This window comes from Nitrosomonas sp. Nm33, from assembly GCF_900107265.1.
Classification (GTDB): Bacteria; Pseudomonadota; Gammaproteobacteria; order Burkholderiales; family Nitrosomonadaceae; genus Nitrosomonas.
Window position 1 is genome coordinate 1 of the sequence record NZ_FNPJ01000071.1, and the last position, 15,438, is coordinate 15,438.

14 protein-coding genes, 1 tRNA gene and 2 pseudogenes are annotated in these 15,438 nt (G+C 46.0%); 16 read left to right on the forward strand and 1 reads right to left on the reverse strand.

All coding sequences use genetic code 11. The annotated features are described in order from the left end of the window. From BLV54_RS12235 to aroQ, 14 genes and pseudogenes are all read left to right on the forward strand, one after another. A partial coding sequence (locus tag BLV54_RS12235) for an IS5 family transposase (RefSeq protein WP_143032507.1) occupies positions 1-396 on the forward strand: 396 nt, incomplete at its 5' end. 516 nt (positions 397-912) lie between these two features. Then, positions 913-1,098 carry a hypothetical protein gene (locus tag BLV54_RS12240; protein ID WP_090571951.1) on the forward strand — a complete coding sequence of 62 codons (186 nt, stop codon included), beginning with the start codon at positions 913-915 and terminating at the stop codon, positions 1,096-1,098. Then, positions 1,095-2,357 carry an amidohydrolase gene (locus tag BLV54_RS12245; protein ID WP_090571942.1) on the forward strand — a complete coding sequence of 421 codons (1,263 nt, stop codon included), beginning with the start codon at positions 1,095-1,097 and terminating at the stop codon, positions 2,355-2,357. Before BLV54_RS12240 ends, BLV54_RS12245 begins: the two co-directional genes overlap by 4 nt. A 20-nt stretch (positions 2,358-2,377) precedes the next feature. Next, a complete protein-coding gene (locus tag BLV54_RS12250; protein ID WP_256329452.1) occupies positions 2,378-3,994 on the forward strand; it encodes an MFS transporter in 1,617 nt (538 codons plus the stop codon). Positions 3,995-4,076: 82 nt separating this feature from the next. After that, a pseudogene (locus BLV54_RS16975) lies at positions 4,077-4,235 on the forward strand (pirin family protein); the annotation flags it as partial. A gap of 19 nt (positions 4,236-4,254) precedes the next feature. Continuing rightward, the gene (locus BLV54_RS15685) at positions 4,255-4,377 is read left to right on the forward strand and encodes a hypothetical protein (RefSeq protein ID WP_176969763.1); all 123 of its coding nucleotides are present in this window, start codon (positions 4,255-4,257) and stop codon (positions 4,375-4,377) included. A gap of 594 nt (positions 4,378-4,971) precedes the next feature. Next, a complete protein-coding gene (locus BLV54_RS12260) occupies positions 4,972-5,592 on the forward strand; it encodes a hypothetical protein (RefSeq protein ID WP_090571943.1) in 621 nt (206 codons plus the stop codon). Positions 5,593-5,804: 212 nt separating this feature from the next. Continuing rightward, entirely contained in the window at positions 5,805-6,674 is an 870-nt protein-coding gene (locus BLV54_RS12265) for a pirin family protein (RefSeq protein ID WP_090571944.1), read from the forward strand. Positions 6,675-6,745: 71 nt separating this feature from the next. Continuing rightward, positions 6,746-7,360 (forward strand): hydrolase, encoded by a 615-nt coding sequence (locus tag BLV54_RS12270; protein ID WP_218132393.1) that lies wholly within the window; start codon positions 6,746-6,748, stop codon positions 7,358-7,360. Between the two features lie 101 nt (positions 7,361-7,461). After that, a pseudogene (gene ycaC, locus BLV54_RS12275) lies at positions 7,462-8,094 on the forward strand (isochorismate family cysteine hydrolase YcaC). A gap of 152 nt (positions 8,095-8,246) precedes the next feature. Next, positions 8,247-8,810 carry an NADPH-dependent FMN reductase gene (locus BLV54_RS12280; RefSeq protein WP_090571945.1) on the forward strand — a complete coding sequence of 188 codons (564 nt, stop codon included), beginning with the start codon at positions 8,247-8,249 and terminating at the stop codon, positions 8,808-8,810. Between the two features lie 299 nt (positions 8,811-9,109). Continuing rightward, positions 9,110-9,186 (forward strand) — tRNA-Arg (locus BLV54_RS12285). A 175-nt stretch (positions 9,187-9,361) separates the two neighbouring features. Further along, entirely contained in the window at positions 9,362-10,123 is a 762-nt protein-coding gene (locus tag BLV54_RS12290; protein WP_176969764.1) for a phosphorylase family protein, read from the forward strand. A 77-nt stretch (positions 10,124-10,200) separates the two neighbouring features. Then, complete coding sequence (gene aroQ, locus BLV54_RS12295) at positions 10,201-11,550, forward strand: gamma subclass chorismate mutase AroQ (protein ID WP_090571947.1); 1,350 nt, start codon at positions 10,201-10,203, stop codon at positions 11,548-11,550. A gap of 132 nt (positions 11,551-11,682) precedes the next feature. Here the strand turns inward: aroQ and BLV54_RS12300 are convergent, their stop codons facing one another. Beyond that, the gene (locus tag BLV54_RS12300; RefSeq protein ID WP_176969765.1) at positions 11,683-12,210 is read right to left on the reverse strand and encodes a hypothetical protein; all 528 of its coding nucleotides are present in this window, start codon (positions 12,208-12,210) and stop codon (positions 11,683-11,685) included. Between the two features lie 965 nt (positions 12,211-13,175). Here BLV54_RS12300 and BLV54_RS16175 point away from each other — a divergent pair. Both BLV54_RS16175 and BLV54_RS12310 read left to right on the forward strand, forming a co-directional pair. Continuing rightward, positions 13,176-13,445, forward strand: a complete 270-nt coding sequence (locus tag BLV54_RS16175; protein WP_176969766.1) for a hypothetical protein — start codon at positions 13,176-13,178, stop codon at positions 13,443-13,445. An 898-nt stretch (positions 13,446-14,343) separates the two neighbouring features. Further along, complete coding sequence (locus tag BLV54_RS12310; RefSeq protein ID WP_090571950.1) at positions 14,344-15,345, forward strand: type I restriction endonuclease; 1,002 nt, start codon at positions 14,344-14,346, stop codon at positions 15,343-15,345. The last annotated feature ends 93 nt before the right edge of the window (positions 15,346-15,438 follow it).

Genomic DNA, 15,438 nt, shown 5'->3' on the forward strand with positions numbered 1-15,438 from the left:
AACACTACAAAGATTCATTTGGCAGTTGATGGTTGTGGTTTACCAGTTGAGTTTGAGATTACTGGTGGAGAAGTGAATGATTGTTCTGTAGCACCACAGCTGATTGCCAAGTTACCTGATGCACAAGCGATTGTAGCGGATAAGGGCTATGACAGTGAGTGTATACGTGAGCAGATAATAAAGAAGGGAGCCAGGGCTGTGATTCCAGGAAAGCGCAATTCGTTGAAGGGTAACGCAGATATGGATTGGGGCTTGTATAGATATCGACACTTGGTGGAAAACGCTTTTGCCCGACTAAAACAGTATCGGGCAGTGGCAACACGATACGACAAACTAAAGAGAAATTATGAAAGTATGGTTGCCATGGCATGCGGGTATCTGTGGCTACCTGTGTGAAATGTCAACAGACCCTAAGAAACTCAGATTAACGTTGGACTGGGGATTCTTCTGGCGAGAAAGCCCTCATGATGCACTCTATTCGATCGCAACTTTGCCCATTCGCTCAGTTTAGCCTAATCAGGAGCAGTTCTCAGGCAGCTCCCCTGCAGTGACAGTGACCTGGGATCTCATGCGGCACGTGACTATGCTGGCCAGCTATGTGCACTTTTTTCCAGGACTCTTCTTCGATACCAGTCCAGGAAATAGCTCGGTCGATTTCTTCACGACCTGGCTTACCTATAAGTTCTAATTCTGCGATTCAGATTCCTTGATCATTCTTTTTCAGTTATTCTAGTGTCCAGATCATGATTCATATCATTCATCTGTCTCTGAGCCTGAGGGAGAATCACTTATGAAAAAAATCCTTTTATCGACAACCTGAAACGCAGAATTTTTATGCAGCGCAGCATGCTGCTGGGGACAGGCTTGCTGACGGAGTGCTATCTCAATCTGTTTTCAAAGGAGGTCCATGCTATGGCAAATAGTGAACCTGATGTGATTTTTTACAACGGCAAGATTACCACACTGGACGAGAACCACCCTGAAGTAATGGCGATTGCGTTGACAGGCGGATTTGTGTCAGCCATTGGCTCGGATAAGGAGATCCATGCGCTGGCATTTTGTATGCGACCTTGGCTAAGGGACCCAAGTTGCCGATGAGCGACCAGATCAATTCAACACGCCATTTCATGCGTGAATTGAACCGCCTGGGTGTGACGAGCTGCATTGACGCGGGTGGTGGCTATCAGAACTACCCGGAGGATTACGAAGTCATTGAGAAACTGCATGAAGACGGGCAGATGACAGTACGCATTGCCTATAATTTATTCACACAGAATAAGAGCGACGAACTGGCGGACTTCAAAAAATGGGTAGGAATGGTCAAGCCCTATAGCGGCGATGAGTATCTGCGCCATAATGGCGCGGGTGAAATACTGGTATTTTCAGCTGCCGATTTTGAAGATTTCCTGCAACCACGCCCTGATATGGCAGCCAATATGGAAAAAGAACTGGGCGAGGTCGTGCGCTTCCTGGTGGAAAATCGCTGGCCATTCCGTTTGCATGCGACCTATGACGAAACCATCGGCCGCGCTCTGGATGTTTTCGAAACGATCAACCGGGACACCCTATTTGGTGATATACGCTGGTTCTTCGATCATGCCGAAACCGTTAGTGAAAAAAATCTGGAACGTATTCAACGTTTGAATGGCGGCGTTGCTGTGCAGCACCGCATAGCTTTTCAAGGTGAGTATTTTGTTGATCGTTACGGCAAGCTTGCCGCAGAGCACAGCCCACCCATCCGCAAAATGCTCGTTATGGGCATCCGAGTGGGTGGCGGGACCGATGCGACGCGCATTGCCAGCTATAACCCCTGGGTATCGCTCTACTGGCTGGTGACCGGCAAGACGGTCGGCGGCCTGCCGCTTTATGGCGATGCCAACCGGCTGGAGCGCGAAGAAGCCCTGCGTCTTTGGACACTGGGCAGTGCCTATAAATTTAATGAGGAAAAGGTCAAGGGTGCTTTGATGCCTGGCAGATATGCCGATTTCGCAGTGCTGTCACATGATTTTATGACGGTGCCGGAGGAAGCCATCAAGGACATCACCGCTGTCATGACCGTGGTGGGCGGTAAAATCGTCTATGCCGATGCGGAATTCAAGTCGCATGACATGCCTTTACCACCGGTCAGCCCCGACTGGTCACCAGTGCGCCATTTTGGTGGCTATCAGCAGGCTAATGCCAGTTCTGCGTCTGTCATCGCCAGCGCTTCCATGGCGTTAGGGTGTCGTCATGATCACCTGCATGGACATGACGGCAAGTTGTCCTACTGGCTGGGCCTTAGAGGACAACAGGGGCAACAGAAGAGACCCAGCTTTAACCATCCGTGGGCTATCGGCTGCGGCTGCTTTGCCTATTGATCATGCCAGGAGGAGGGGGAATGGGTGGATCGGCATTTTCTCCATTCAAACATCGCGTTTTCACGGTGTTGTGGACAGCGACGCTGATCTCGAATATCGGCACCTGGATGTTCAATGTCACTTCCGGCTGGGTGATGACAGAGCTGTCGCCATCACCTTTGATGGTGTCGATGGTGCAGGCGGCAACAGCCTTGCCAATCTTCCTGTTTGCGCTTCCTGCAGGGGCACTGGGCGATCTCTTTGATCGCCGCAAGTTGTTGCTATGGTCACAGATTATGCTGGCAGTGGTGCTTTTTCTTTTTGCCGGCCTGCTATGGAAAGACGGTGTCAATGCCTGGGTCTTGCTGTTGTTCACTTTCATAACCGGTGCGGGATCGGCTTTCGCTACACCCGCATGGCAGGCGATCATTCCGCGCCTTGTGCCACGGGATGCACTGGCTCCCGCCATCGCCTTGAATGGGGTAAGTGTCAATGCCGCCCGTGCTATCGGCCCTGCATTGGGTGGTTTTATTATAGCGGCGGCAGGTGCTGTAGCGACGGTGCTGCTTGATGCCGTCTCCTATCTTGCTGTGGTGGCAGCATTGGTATGGTGGCATGCCGCCGCGACGCAAACCGATGCGCTGCCGCGAGAGCGCTTGGCCGGCGCCATGCGCGCAGGTGTTCGTTTTGCGCTGCATAGCACGCCGCTGCGCCATACCTTGATTCGCGCTCTGGCCTTTTTCATTTGCGCTTCTGCTTACTGGGCATTGCTGCCCTTGGTGGCAAAAGATATGTTCCAGGGCGGCCCCAGTTTTTATGGCATTTTGCTGACTGCGCTGGGAATTGGCGCAGTGGCAGGCGCATTCCTGCTGCCGGTGATGAAAAAACATGTGAGTGCGGATAAGAGCATGATGCTGGCGACGGCAGGAACAGCACTGTGCTTGCTGATGTTCGCCTATGGTGAATACACAGGCATCGGTATTGCCGCCGGATTGATAGGCGGCGTGTCATGGATCATAGCAGTGGCATCGTTGAACGTTTCAGCGCAGGTGGCGCTACCAGATTGGGTGCGCGCGCGTGGCCTGGCCATTTTTCAGATGGTGCTTTTTGGCGCGATGACAGCTGGTTCGCTGGGTTGGGGGCAGGCAGCAGCCGTTGCCGGTTTGTCGCTGGCCCTAACAGTGTCAGGATTGCTGGCCCTTTTTCTGATTCCTATCACAGTGCGGTTCAAGCTTAATCTGGGCGAATATCATGATCATACACCGTCTGGTCATTGGACCGAACCTGCTGTGAGCACGTTCGTTTCACACGATCATGGGCCCGTTCTGATCACGCTGGAATATCGTATCGACGATGCGGATCGCGATGCGTTTAGCTTGTTGATGCGGGAGCTGGGGATCATCCGCCGCCGCGACGGTGCTATTCAGTGGGGATTTTTTGAGGATGTCGAGGATCATGGACGATTTATCGAGATGTTCACGGTTGAATCCTGGCTTGCGCATTTGCGCCAGCATGCCCGTGTATCCGCCGCCGACAAAATCCTGCAAGATAAAATCGTTGCCTTGCACCGTGGCGCAACGCCACCGCGCGTGACGCACGCTGTAACGCCACTTGCAGGCAAACATTTGCAGGCAATTCCCAAAAACCATCGTGATTGATGAAAGAAAAGCGAGCTATCTGATAGGACTCAGGCATTGATTGCTTATTGTTTTCTAATCAGATAAACCATGTAAAGAGGTGGTGAGGAAAACGATTCTAGGTATTTATGATGCGCCTTCTCTCCATTGGGTAGGCGACAGCTTCCCGGTGCGATCACTGTTTTCTTATCGTAATCATGGAAAATTACTGAGTCCGTTTTTATTGCTGGATTATGCAGGTCCAATTGATTTTACGCCAGCCGCGCGGCATGAGCCGGGTTATGATCGAAAAAACCTTTGGTGAAGACCTCGAATCTGTGCAGATGCTCAATCGCCTGTTGCATCAATCTTTCTGGTGGAACGTGAATTTATTTCCACTTACTCAGCGGGAAGCTGGGGGCTAGCAGAAGCCAATCGCCTGTTTGACAGCGATGACTAGATCTGGCGCAACGAGTCGTGAGTCTCCCAAAACACCACTTGCACTGCAGCTAAAAAGAGTAATAGACGTTCCTTTTATTACTACAAAAAGACCAGCTTATTCCATTTGCAAATTAAACATGATACGAAGGCGAGCCGCAGCAGGTATAAATAATACGGCAAGGAGAAGCCGACAAAGTCAGGTTTAATTTAGAAATAGAATTACTTCACTCCCACTTTATCTGGGCGAATCAATCACGTAATAACCAAATGGCATAGTTTTTTTGGTATACCTGCTACTGAGAAATAAAAATTGTATGCATATGCATTATTGTCTATCTATTTATTATTTCTTAACATGATCTGGCAATAAAAGCTGGATTGGTTTGATCAGTTTTGCTTTTGATCTATTTCTGATGCCGATCTGCTTCGTTGATTGTTTCCTTTTACTTGCTGATCCGATCACTAAGGAAGAAAACGATATCTGAAATTCGATCGAAAGAAATGCAAAACTGATTTTGGTGATATATCTAAAAATACAGGACTTATTATCCTGATATCAAAATATAAGGAATAAAGACATGAAAAATCGTTTGCTTAGTCCACTATCATCTGTAATCCTATTTTTGAGCGCTTTCTTGGTTGGTATAATGCTATCTGTGCTAGCTGTGGCCCAGGTAGCTCCACCTATGGCCCCTGCGCAACCTGCGGCTCCCGCGCAACCTCAACCTAGTGCCCCCGGGATGGCTCCAGCGGTACTTAATATCTTGGAGTTCCAGACGATGGCTGCTGTTCCCAGGCCTTTCACAGGTCCAATGCACGCGATCCGCGGTGTGCCTGGTGGTGGATTACCCTGGGTTATAGCTACAGCCACCGGTAAATTGACAACTACTGGCAGACTTGAGATTACAGTTACCGGGCTGGTACTTGACCCGACTGATCAAGCAGTCATGCAAGCTGGCACTGGCGGTACAAACCCCATTCCAAATTTCGTAGCCATTGTGAGTTGCATGACTAAGGATGCCATGGGTAACGCAGAAATGGTTAATATGATGACTGTTCCCTTCCCAGCCACTGCAGCCGGAAATGCAAAAATCGAAGCACAGGTTGAGTTGCCTAAACCTTGTATCGCACCAATCATTTTTGTGGGTAACCCCGAACCTGCTCCTACTGGTGCCTGGTTCGCTACAACGGGTCATTAATCAGACTCAGTTAGTTACACAAAAAGCGGGTGGAGGAGTCCACTCGCTTTTTTTATGCGACCTTCGCTAAAAGGAATTGGATCTGAAATAGTTGCGTTTTGTATTGCAAGTGCCTGGAGGCCTGCAGTACTCTTGCCTTTGACGTGACAGATGATTGTTCTGCTGTACATTGATCTTATCCAAATACCGAACAAACAATGCAGGAGATGACTATGAAAACTATTTTGAGTGTTTATGATGCGCCTCCTCTCCATTGGGTAGGCGACGGTTTCCCGGTACGATCGCTGTTTTCTTATCGTAACCATGGAAAATTACTGAGTCCGTTTTTGCTGCTGGATTATGCAGGTCCAATTGATCTTGCGCCTGCCGAGCAGGCGCGTGGGGTAGGGCAACATCCACACCGTGGTTTTGAAACAGTCACCATTGTTTACCATGGTGAAGTGGCGCATCGGGATTCAACCGGCCAGGGTGGGTTGATTGGCCCTGGCGATGTGCAATGGATGACTGCGGGCTCGGGTATTCTGCACGAAGAATTTCACTCCGAGTCATTTACACGTGCGGGTGGCCGGCTGGAGATGGTGCAGCTCTGGGTCAATCTGCCTGCCAAGGACAAAATGACTGCACCGCACTATCAGACGCTCCTCAAAACAGACATTCCAGTGGTTATGCTACCTGAGGAGGCAGGTATTGTGCGCGTGATTGCCGGCAACTACCAAGGTCATGCAGGGCCTGCACGCACGTTTACACCCATGAATGTTTGGGACTTGCGCTTGCACCACGGAAAGTCAGCCGAGTTATCGTTACCCGAGGGCTGGAGTGCAGCACTCATCGTTTTGCATGGAGCAGTATTGGTCAACGGGGAAACGCAAGTAAAAGCAGCGCAAATGGTATCGCTCGATCGCAGTGGTGAAACGCTATCGATTAGCAGCATCCAGGAGAATGTGGTGGCGCTTCTGCTCAGTGGTGAACCGATTGATGAACCGGTTGTTGGACAAGGTCCTTTCGTTATGAATAGCCAGGCTGAAATCGATCAGGCGATCGCAGATTTTAATAGCGGACATTTCGGGCAGTTACCCCATTAGGCTTTTCCCTCTCAGTCAGTTAGCTGAGAGGGTTATTCACTGGGATAATTTAATTGGAAGGAGATATGACAATGAATATACCACTCAATTTCGATGGAAGAATACCAACGATCGATCCGAGCGATGCGGCAATGTTACTGATTGACCATCAAAGCGGTTTGTTTCAGATTGTCAAAGATATTCCCCTTCTTGAGCTACGAGCTAATGTAACCGCTCTAGCCAAGGCAGCAACTGCGGAGAAAATTCCCGTCATCACCTCAGCATCGGTTCCGCAAGGCCCAAACGGACCACTTATTCCAGAAGTTCATCAGTTTGCGCCGCATGCCCAATACATTGCTCGCCGCAGTGAGGTCAATGTGTGGGATAACTCTGATTTTGTTGCTGCAGTAAAAGCAACCAAACGCAAAACACTAATCATAGCGGGCACCCTGACAAGCGTTTGCCTGGCATTTCCCTGTTTCAGCGCGGTTCATGAGGGATATAGGGTTTTCGCGGTAATCGATGCCTCAGGTAGCGTGTCTCAAATGGCAACGGATGTGACGGTCGCTCGTTTAACCCAGGCAGGCGTAGTGCCGATCGATACCATGGCGGTGCTGGCAGAATTACAAAAATCATGGAGTCGACCAAATGCCATGGAGTGGGCTCAAGTTTACTCAGGCGCTATGCCCCCCATTATCAGCTATTGATCGAGAGTTACCAGAAAGCGCAACAAGTCGCCAGAGAGGGTGAATTAATGGATTCTCAGCGTTGATACTGTCTTCTTTTATACATTATAAGGAGGAATAAAATGAGTAATACTTATTATTGCCTCGATAAAAACAATGCGCTCGTCGCACTGGTCGATCATCAGGCCGGGTTGCTGTCATTGGTACCTGATTTCGAGCCGGATAGATTCAAGAATAACGTATTGGCTTTAGCTGATTTAGCCAAGTATTTTAAATTACCAACCATACTAACCACCAGTTTTGAGGATGGCCCAAATGGCCCGCTGGTGCCGGAATTAAAACAAACCTTTCCGGATGCGCCCTACATCGCACGCCCTGGATAAATTAATGCATGGGATAACGAAGATTTTGTTAAAGCGGTCAGACAAACGGGTAGAAAATAGTTGATTATCGCTGGCGTCGTGACTGAAGTTTGTGTGGCATTTCCTGTGCTTTCTGCTTTGGAAGAGGGATTTGAGGTATTTGTGGCGACGGATGCCTCAGGTACTTTCAATGAGGTGACGCGCGAGGCAGCGTGGAGCCGCATGGCAGCAGCAGGCGCCCAGTTGATGAGCTGGTTTGGGGTGGCTTGTGAGCTGCACCGTGACTGGCGAAATGACATAGATGGTCTCGGCACCCTGTTTTCTAATCATATTCCCGATTACCGTAATCTTTTCACCGCTTATACTGCAATCACAAGGCGAATAAGTGAATGAATTGAGCATAGCTTCGAACCGTGGCTGAGTAAGGGTTCAGCCGCAAAGGTTATTTTTTCTGAAATTCAGTCGTGAAGGGCTCTCTTTCTCACGCTGAAGGATTATCCTAAAAATCGCTGTTAGGATCATTAGCATATTAACGAAGGAGAATCATGGTGAGATCAAATGAAATCAATGTGCTGGGTATTTCTGGTAGCTTGCGGCAAGGCTCTTATAATACCGCAGCCCTGCGAGAGGCAGTGCATCTTGCGCCTGCGCAGATGCATATTGCCATAGCGGATATCACGGAAATCCCGCTGTATAACGAAGATGTCTACGCTAAGGGATTCCCCTCGCCAGTGGAGCGCTTGCGTGAGCAAATTCGAGTAGCTGATGCACTGCTTTTTGTGACACCGGAATATAACTACTCCATGTCCGGTGTGCTCAAAAATGTAATTGATTGGGTCTCGCGTCCACCCGAACAGCCTTTTTCTGGTAAGCCTGCTGCGGTAATGGGCGCCAGCCCCGGCCGTTTCGGCACGGCACGCGCTCAATATCATTTGCGTCAAACTGTAGTATACCTGGATGTGCGATTGCTTAACCGGCCAGAGGTGATGATTGGCAATGCACAGAATGTTTTTGATCAGAATGGCAGATTAATTGACGAAGCAACGCGCGAGCATATCCGGGGATTACTCAAGGCGCTTCACGAATGGGCGCTCACGCTGAAGCGGTAATTTTGCGCTTTAAGCAGGGAGATTTTACTAAACATTTTTTACAAGGCAATTCAGGTGCATTCAGCGGCTTGTTACTCTGGAGGTAAGTAGCAGTCCGGTGCTCAGAATGTGCGCAATCAGCCGAGAAATCTAAGTTCAAGGCGGGGACGGCAGTTCGGCGTCGGGAATGTAGCCATACCACCAGTTATTTATGCCGGATAGCTGCTGCCTGATGTCCGCTCGCTCAATCTCGGAAAAACTTTAATTTTTGCCAAGCAAGATACTTGCTATAATATTCGTATAAAATTGAGGAAAAGATAGCGCCCGTAGCTCAGTTGGATAGAGTACTTGGCTTCGAACCAAGTGGTCGTGGGTTCGAATCCTGCCGGGCGCGCCATTCTTTTAAAAGTAGTCATTATTGAATCGATTCATTAGCAGTTTAGTAAAAAGGTGCTTATTTCTCCTATAGACTAATAGGATCGTTTGCTAACCTGAGTCATTCACGCTTTCCTGTTCTTTTTCCGGCCTGATTTCAGCCACTAATTGCGCGTATGCCTAAGCTTTCCTTTATCATGGCGATGGAATCCGAGGCACAGGGTTTGATCGATGCTTTGGGATTGAGACCATTTGTTCCACAGCCGTTTTATAAACGTCTGCCGCTGAAGTTCTACCGAGGCATTTATCAAGATCACTCAACATGTTCCTTTGAACTTACTATTACCATTCCAGGAAAGGATCCTCGCTATCAAGTCGATAGCATCGGCACAGAGCCAGCAGCGGTCGCTGCATTTGCAACTGTAAGGGAATTTCAGCCCGATATTTTGGTGAGCGCCGGTACAGCCGGTAGTTTTGCTAAACATGGAGCCTTCATAGGAAGGGTTTATTTAAGCGACTCAGCCTTTTACTTTCATGACCATCGCATTCCACTTCCCGGGTGGGATAAATTCGGGGAAGGCGCTTATCCGTCACTTGATGTTAGCTATTTGGCACGTGAGCTTAGTCTTCCGCTCGGCAATATTTCTAGCGGCAACTCACTTGATTTTATTGATCAGGATCTGGCGGCGATCGCAGCTCATGGCGCGATTCTTAAGGAAATGGAAGCTACTGCCGTCGCTTGGGTGGGGTATATCACTGACACGCCTATGTTCGCCATCAAGTCAGTAACCAATCTTATCGACATTCATCCCGATTCGCCGAGCGAGTTCGAGAAAAACTTTACTACGGCTGTTACCAGTCTGACTGAGAAGACTTTGGCGATTATCGACGCGTTCGCGCGTAACTGGCAAGGATTTACCCGGGCAACGCTGTTACAAGATATCGATTCAAACAGTTAAACCTAAAAGCGGCTTTTATATTAAAGGAACATTTTCTATGAATCGTCATTCGTTTCAGGCTGGTGACTACCCTAAAAATGGATTTATCCTTTAGAAAACAGTTATCAATTATAGGCGCTACATTAATTTGGCGTAGTGGAGTTTTAAAAATCTACTGCATCCTGGGTATCTTACTTGCGCTAACGGGCGCAGCAACCGCCCAGGTTGGCTTTGTCGACCATGAAGCGCAAGTTCGGCAGGTCTTCGTTCTGATCGACAAGCGTCTTGAGCTGATGCAAGCGGTCGCCGCATGGAAATATCTGCACCACGTTCCAGTTCTTGATGTTGCTCGTGAACACTCTGTGCTCGAGGCGGTTGTAGTGCAGGCACAGACACTCGGTATTTCCGCCGAACCAGCACGGGAGCTGTTTGCTTTGCAGATGCGACTTGCGCGTGAAATGCAACAGCGGTTCATCGATCAGTGGCGCACTGCAAATGTTGCATCCCCGCTAGCTTCGCGCGATCTGAGTACTGAGCTGCGTCCGCAATTGAATGAGATAAGCGCTCGATTGATGCAGGCCATTTATCTTGCGATGCCCGAATTTCAGCGAAAGGATTTCCATACCTATTATGCGAGATCAGCGGGCAGCATTACAGGGCGAGGTGTAGATGAACGGGATATAAGCGCGCTGTTTGATGTGCTCTCGCGATTGCGACTGTCGCCGGTTCCGGTGCTGAAGCGAATTGCAGCGAGCAGGATACTGCGAATTGGCACGACAGGTGACTATGCGCCTTTTACACTGGAGTCAAAGGGAGCGCTTATTGGTGCTGACGTCGCTTCAGCAATTTCGCTTGCGGCTTTTCTTGGTGCCGAGCCTCAATTCATTCGAACGAGCTGGCTTACGTTGATGACTGATTATCAGGACGACCGCTTCGATCTAGCGATCGGAGGAATCAGTGTCACTGCTGAACGGGCCGCAATCGGGATGTTTTCTATACCGTATCATCGGGGCGGCAAAACACCAATCGTGCGATGTGGAACTGAGGCGCAATTTGATTTACTGAGCGAGATCAATCAAGCGAGTGTGCGTGTGATCGTAAATCCCGGTGGGACAAACGAGCGCTTTGTTCGAGATCACTTGCACAATGTGCAGCCTATTTTGCACGCCGATAATCGGACAATATTTGAGGAAATCGCTACCGGCCGAGCAGATGTGATGGTGACTGACGATGTGGAGGTGAATTTGCAGACACTGCGCGATCCCAGGCTGTGCCGAGCGACCGCTGAGATCTTCACTCAGAATGATAAGGCGCTTTTACTGGCACGCGATCCAGACTTGATTGCAAAGGTGAATGCCTGGCTGAGCGCAGAACTGGAAAGTGGTAAAGTTATCCAGCGACTTGAGGCCGCTTTTGCTTCCGAAAACTCATCAACTATCAAGCATTGAGCAGATTGATTCTATCCGGGAACTTGATTTTTAATCTGAATCCTTTTTATGAATTCAGATTAGAAACCACCTAAGAAAGCATATCCTCCTTGGTGGTTTCTTCGTGATCAAATGGGTGATGCCATAATATGCTTATGGCTTTAAAAACTCTTCTTCTTTCTTTGCTTCATTTCCTTCTGCTGGTTTTTCATTGCCTCCATCATCGGCCAATTTGCTGCCGACATAGCTTCCAACTGCGCCACCTACTAAAGCTGGCATCATTGATTGAAGTAATGATGGATTTCCAGCTGGTGCGCTAGGTGTCGCTGCGCTAGGTGTCGCTGCGGTAGGTGTTGCTGCGCTAGGTGTTGCTGCACTAGGTGCGGCTGCACTAGATGTTGGTGCTGATGTAGATGCGCTTGAACTGGTTGCTGGTGAGGGCGCAGATTTGCTAGGCGCGGTATCCTGCGTTTGAGCTGATGCCGAAGAATTCGGTGTATTAGTGCTCTTTTGTTGTGCGGGAGCAGATTGAGAAGTGCTTTGCTTGGAGCTGAATGCACCTTTTGATACGTTGCCCTTGCTTTTTTTTGCATAAAGGTTACTTGCAAACATCATAGAAACTAAAATGGCAAAAAGTAATTTTTTCATTGTAAATGCTCTTTTCATTAAAATAGCGTTCAAATATTAGATGCAAATTAGTAAACGTTGGCTGGTTTAAAATATAAAAATCTCTAAATATTACTTAGACTTAGGGTTTGGTAATTTGTTGATATCTGAATTTTGATATTAGCAAATGCTAATAAATATACCAACAATTTACTGGCAGTTATTATTAGTTAATGGATTATCATATAAAATAATTAACTAATCCTTGAATATTAAGGGGTTATAGAATATTTTGAGTTTCTTTGAATGTTAAGCTGGTGCTGGAACCATAACCGCAAAATATCACAAAAACATTCTAACATAATGATTCTTATTCTTCGGGCTTTAAGAATACCGTCAATTTTTCTTGCTAGATATCAATAAGTACTTTTTTACTTTTCCTAAGAATATTTAGGAAAGAAAGGTTAGGCGCGCGCCGATTAAATCATTAGATTTAGGGTTACTCCGTAAATGAAACAGTATCCTGTGCCTATCTGCATAATTGTCTAGGAGTACGAACATAGCTCCTAGAGAATAAAGAAAGCTTCCTGGATATCAGATACTTGGTTTATTTTTAATAAACTGATCAGCAATCATCCCACTCATCGCAATCGTCCCAATCTTCAACCCAATAGGGTGTTTTTGTAAATGACAAACTTGGTAATGCTATCAGGGTTAATTCTGTTAAGATTTTCATAAATTTCATATCCTATTTTCTTTTTGTTGATGATTACAAGATACACACCATTTATTTAATAGCAGATGAGCAAAATTTCACGCTCTTTCTTCTGTATCTAGATACAATCTTTATTTTATAAAGTTTCCACATATAAAATAGAAATTATTAATACAAGCCAATGTTACTTTCATAATTTTGAAAGCTATCCGTAAAAATACTCATGCTCGCGATATAGACATCCGCTTGGTGAAATATCCGGCTTAATAGCCCGACAACATAAGACCAACATTTCCTGTATTAACTCCTAAGAAAAAGTTACCCGGTGCTGGACGGTAATAGCCGCCACCGTATACGGGTGGATAAGAGGGTTGGTTATAATAAATATTTTGTGTGTTGTGATGATGATGGTCATGATGGTGGTGGCGATGATGGTCATGATGATGGTGGCGATGATGGTCATGATGGTGGTGGCGATGATGGTCATGATGATGGTGGCGATGATGGTCATGATGATGGTGGCGATGATGGTCATGATGATGGTGGCGATGATGGCCTCGTCCTGCTTCAACCACCATTGGAGTCGCTAAAGTAACGCTTAACAACATTGCAGATAATAATTTCACTGACGAGTTCATTTTAGTTCTTGTTTTCATGTTATACCTCCTTGATTTTTTTATTGATCAGAATTTCTTCTGTTGGTGATAACTTTATACTGGAGATCATGAATACAAGCTGAACAATCTGAAAAGAATAAAGCAAAGAGGAAGAAAAGAAGAATAGCTATTCAATTCCCTTTATAAAAGAATCGTTCTAATAAAATTGTTGAGTTCTGGAGACGATACCGGATTAGATATTAAAAAATGCAACGTTGCATCACTCTTGAGTAAATTGTTGCAATAACCCACCTCGCGCGGGTTTTTTAATTTCTGTGGGTTCAACCTAAAAACCGTTTTTAGGTTCAATTCTCTACCCCTTGGGGCGAAAGCTGGTTGAAAACCAGAAGATTGGAAAGAGCAGTTAATTTTTGATGCACGACTGATGCACCAGAATTTTTATATTGCGGATAATTTTTTATAAATCATTGACTTGTGGTGCCGGAGCCGTAACCGAAAAGTATTTAAAAGTAATTGATATTAAATAATATATATTTTCAATTTTTGAAAAATACCGTCAAAAGTACCGTCAAAAATTTTTACTGGGTAATAAATAAGCATTCTTTAACTATTATTGATTGGAGAATGCAGCATGGAAAACACAGCAACACCCGCTAATGAATCAACCGATAAGCCAATGACTGACTCTACCAAATTTGCAACAATCTCGGGGTTTGAAAGTTTAGGCTTTAAGAAGTCTGATTAATTTCTTTGGCTTTAGTGGTATAAATTCAAAAATAAAAAATAATTTTTTATGACAAATAGTTTTGTTCTAATTGCCTCTTGTTGATATATTTGCAATTTTTTCTTCTATACGTTAAACAGGGAAAATTGCTTATGGATCTTATAGACCAAGTCAGAGAATTGGCATTGCGAATAACCAAAGTAAAAGATTCAATACAAACCGAAGAAGCAACAAAAAACGCTATGGTAATGCCTTTTATACAGATATTAGGCTATAACGTTTTTGATCCCTTAGAAGTAACTCCCGAGCTAAATGCAGATGTTGGCATCAAAAAAGGAGAGAAAGTTGATTATGCGATTTTAATGGACTCAGAACCAATCATCTTGTTTGAATGCAAGAAGAGTGGAGGCGATCTCAACATAAATCACGCATCTCAGCTATTTCGCTATTTCCATGTTACTAAAGCCAGATTCGCCGTCCTAACTAACGGTATCTCTTATCGATTCTTTACCGATCTCGAACAACCTAACAAAATGGATGAAATGCCATTTTTTGAATTTAATATTCTTGATTTTAAAGACCAGCAAGTAGAAGAATTAAAGAAATTCACCAAAAGTGCTTTCAATGTTGAGCAGATACTGAATACCGCTAGCGATCTAAAATACACAAGAGCAATACGCAATATCTTGGCAGACTGGATGACAAGCCCATCAGAAGATTTTGTCAAAATATTATGCAGCGAAGTTATTAACGGTAAACGATTTACTCCGACTGTTAAAGAACAATTTACCCAGATAACAAAAAGCGCATTTAATCAGCTCATTAGCGAGAAGATAAATGAACGGTTAAAAATGGCTATGGAGCCATCTACCGAAATCAAAATTGATAGTTCGGATGGAGACGAAATAGTAACTACAGATGTGGAAATGGAAGGTTTCCGTATTATTCGCGCAATACTTCGAGAAAGTGTTGACCCTAAGAGGGTAACCATGAGGGACGCAAAAAGCTATTGCGCCATCTTTCTTGATGACACCAATCGCAAACCTATTTGCAGACTTAGATTTAATAACCCTTCAAAAATGACGCTTGGATTATTTAGTGAAAAAGATGAAAAAATTGAGCCAATAAACGATCTCTCTGATATCTACAAATAACGTGAGTTCGACATAAGAAAAGAAGTAAAAGGAATCTGAATTCCTTATGATGAAGCGAATTTGGAAAAGAGTTTCATCATTAGAGGAGTCAGA

Coding starts and splice junctions, on each gene's coding strand:
- BLV54_RS12240 (WP_090571951.1), top strand. CDS start 913: ATGGCAAATAGTGAACCTGATGTGATTTTTTACAACGGCAAGATTACC.
- BLV54_RS12245 (WP_090571942.1), top strand. CDS start 1,095: ATGAGCGACCAGATCAATTCAACACGCCATTTCATGCGTGAATTGAAC.
- BLV54_RS12250 (WP_256329452.1), top strand. CDS start 2,378: ATGGGTGGATCGGCATTTTCTCCATTCAAACATCGCGTTTTCACGGTG.
- BLV54_RS15685 (WP_176969763.1), top strand. CDS start 4,255: ATGATCGAAAAAACCTTTGGTGAAGACCTCGAATCTGTGCAGATGCTC.
- BLV54_RS12260 (WP_090571943.1), top strand. CDS start 4,972: ATGAAAAATCGTTTGCTTAGTCCACTATCATCTGTAATCCTATTTTTG.
- BLV54_RS12265 (WP_090571944.1), top strand. CDS start 5,805: ATGAAAACTATTTTGAGTGTTTATGATGCGCCTCCTCTCCATTGGGTA.
- BLV54_RS12270 (WP_218132393.1), top strand. CDS start 6,746: ATGAATATACCACTCAATTTCGATGGAAGAATACCAACGATCGATCCG.
- BLV54_RS12280 (WP_090571945.1), top strand. CDS start 8,247: ATGGTGAGATCAAATGAAATCAATGTGCTGGGTATTTCTGGTAGCTTG.
- BLV54_RS12290 (WP_176969764.1), top strand. CDS start 9,362: ATGGCGATGGAATCCGAGGCACAGGGTTTGATCGATGCTTTGGGATTG.
- aroQ (WP_090571947.1), top strand. CDS start 10,201: ATGGATTTATCCTTTAGAAAACAGTTATCAATTATAGGCGCTACATTA.
- BLV54_RS12310 (WP_090571950.1), top strand. CDS start 14,344: ATGGATCTTATAGACCAAGTCAGAGAATTGGCATTGCGAATAACCAAA.